The organism is Blautia sp. AM28-27, assembly GCF_003480905.1.
GTDB lineage: Bacteria > Bacillota > Clostridia > Lachnospirales > Lachnospiraceae > Fusicatenibacter > Fusicatenibacter saccharivorans.
Genome location: NZ_QUJK01000041.1, coordinates 1 through 993, shown reverse-complemented (window position 1 = coordinate 993; position 993 = coordinate 1). Strand labels below are relative to the sequence as shown.

Sequence of the window (993 nt, the reverse complement as noted above, 5' to 3'; positions counted from 1 at the left end):
GGTATCAGAGATAACTTCAATTTCCGTGTGGGACTTGGGCGTATCAGCGAATTAGGTTACGGTATGCTGTTTGGTTCAGATGTGAAAAAGCAGTTTTTCCAGAAGCGTATCAAGGGGCGTGGCTATTGTGATGTGGGAACAAGCGTCATAAGTGAGTTTTACACGCCTTTAGTCCCAAAAGGACATGATTTTTTACAGACTATCAGCTCTCTTGCACAAGCAAGGCAGGACGGGACGGCGACGTGCGAAGCGAAAGGCGACGGCACGGACTAGCCGTTGCTGGTGTGGCGTCAGCCACGCCAGCAGGTAAAACCCCTCGGTATCTAACAGAGGGGTACGTTTGCAAATAGACAATAGACAAAAAACATAGGAAACATAAGGCTTCTGGCATGGTTTTCTAGCAAAAATCGGCTGTGAAGTCGCCTTAAAAAACTTCACACTTTACAGATTGGGGGTATGGTTCTGAATGAAGAACAACGGATAAAAGAATTACGGGAGAAACGGATTGCTTACGGTATCTCACAAGGCAGGCTGGCGGTGGCTTCTGGTATCACAAGGGAATATTTCAACAAGATAGAAAGTGGAAAAATGAAGCCGTCAAAGGAACTTCTGGAAACTCTGCATAAGGAACTGGCAAGGTTCAATCCAGAAGTACCGCTTACCATGCTGTTTGATTATGTGAAAATTCGTTTTCCCACGCTGGATATACAGCACATCATCAAAGATATATTAAAACTGAATATCAATTATATGCTCCATGAAGATTACGGACATTACAGTTATACGGAGCATTATTCTTTAGGGGACATCTTTATCTATACGTCGGCTGACGAAGAAAAAGGTGTCCTTTTAGAGTTAAAGGGGCGTGGTTGCCGACAGTTTGAAAGTTACCTGCTGGCACAACAAAGAAGTTGGTATGACTTTCTCATGGACGCACTCATAGACGGTGGCGTGATGAAGCGTATCGACCTTGCTATCAACGACCATACGGGT

At 44.6% G+C, this 993-nt stretch carries 1 protein-coding gene and 1 pseudogene; both read left to right on the top strand.

Annotated features, from left to right (window positions below; all coding sequences use genetic code 11):
* Positions 1-273: pseudogene (locus DW743_RS17815) on the top strand (ATP-binding protein); the annotation flags it as partial.
* A 183-nt stretch (positions 274-456) separates the two neighbouring features.
* Positions 457-993: helix-turn-helix domain-containing protein (locus DW743_RS17805; protein ID WP_147398983.1), on the top strand; the 537-nt coding region annotated here is incomplete at its 3' end.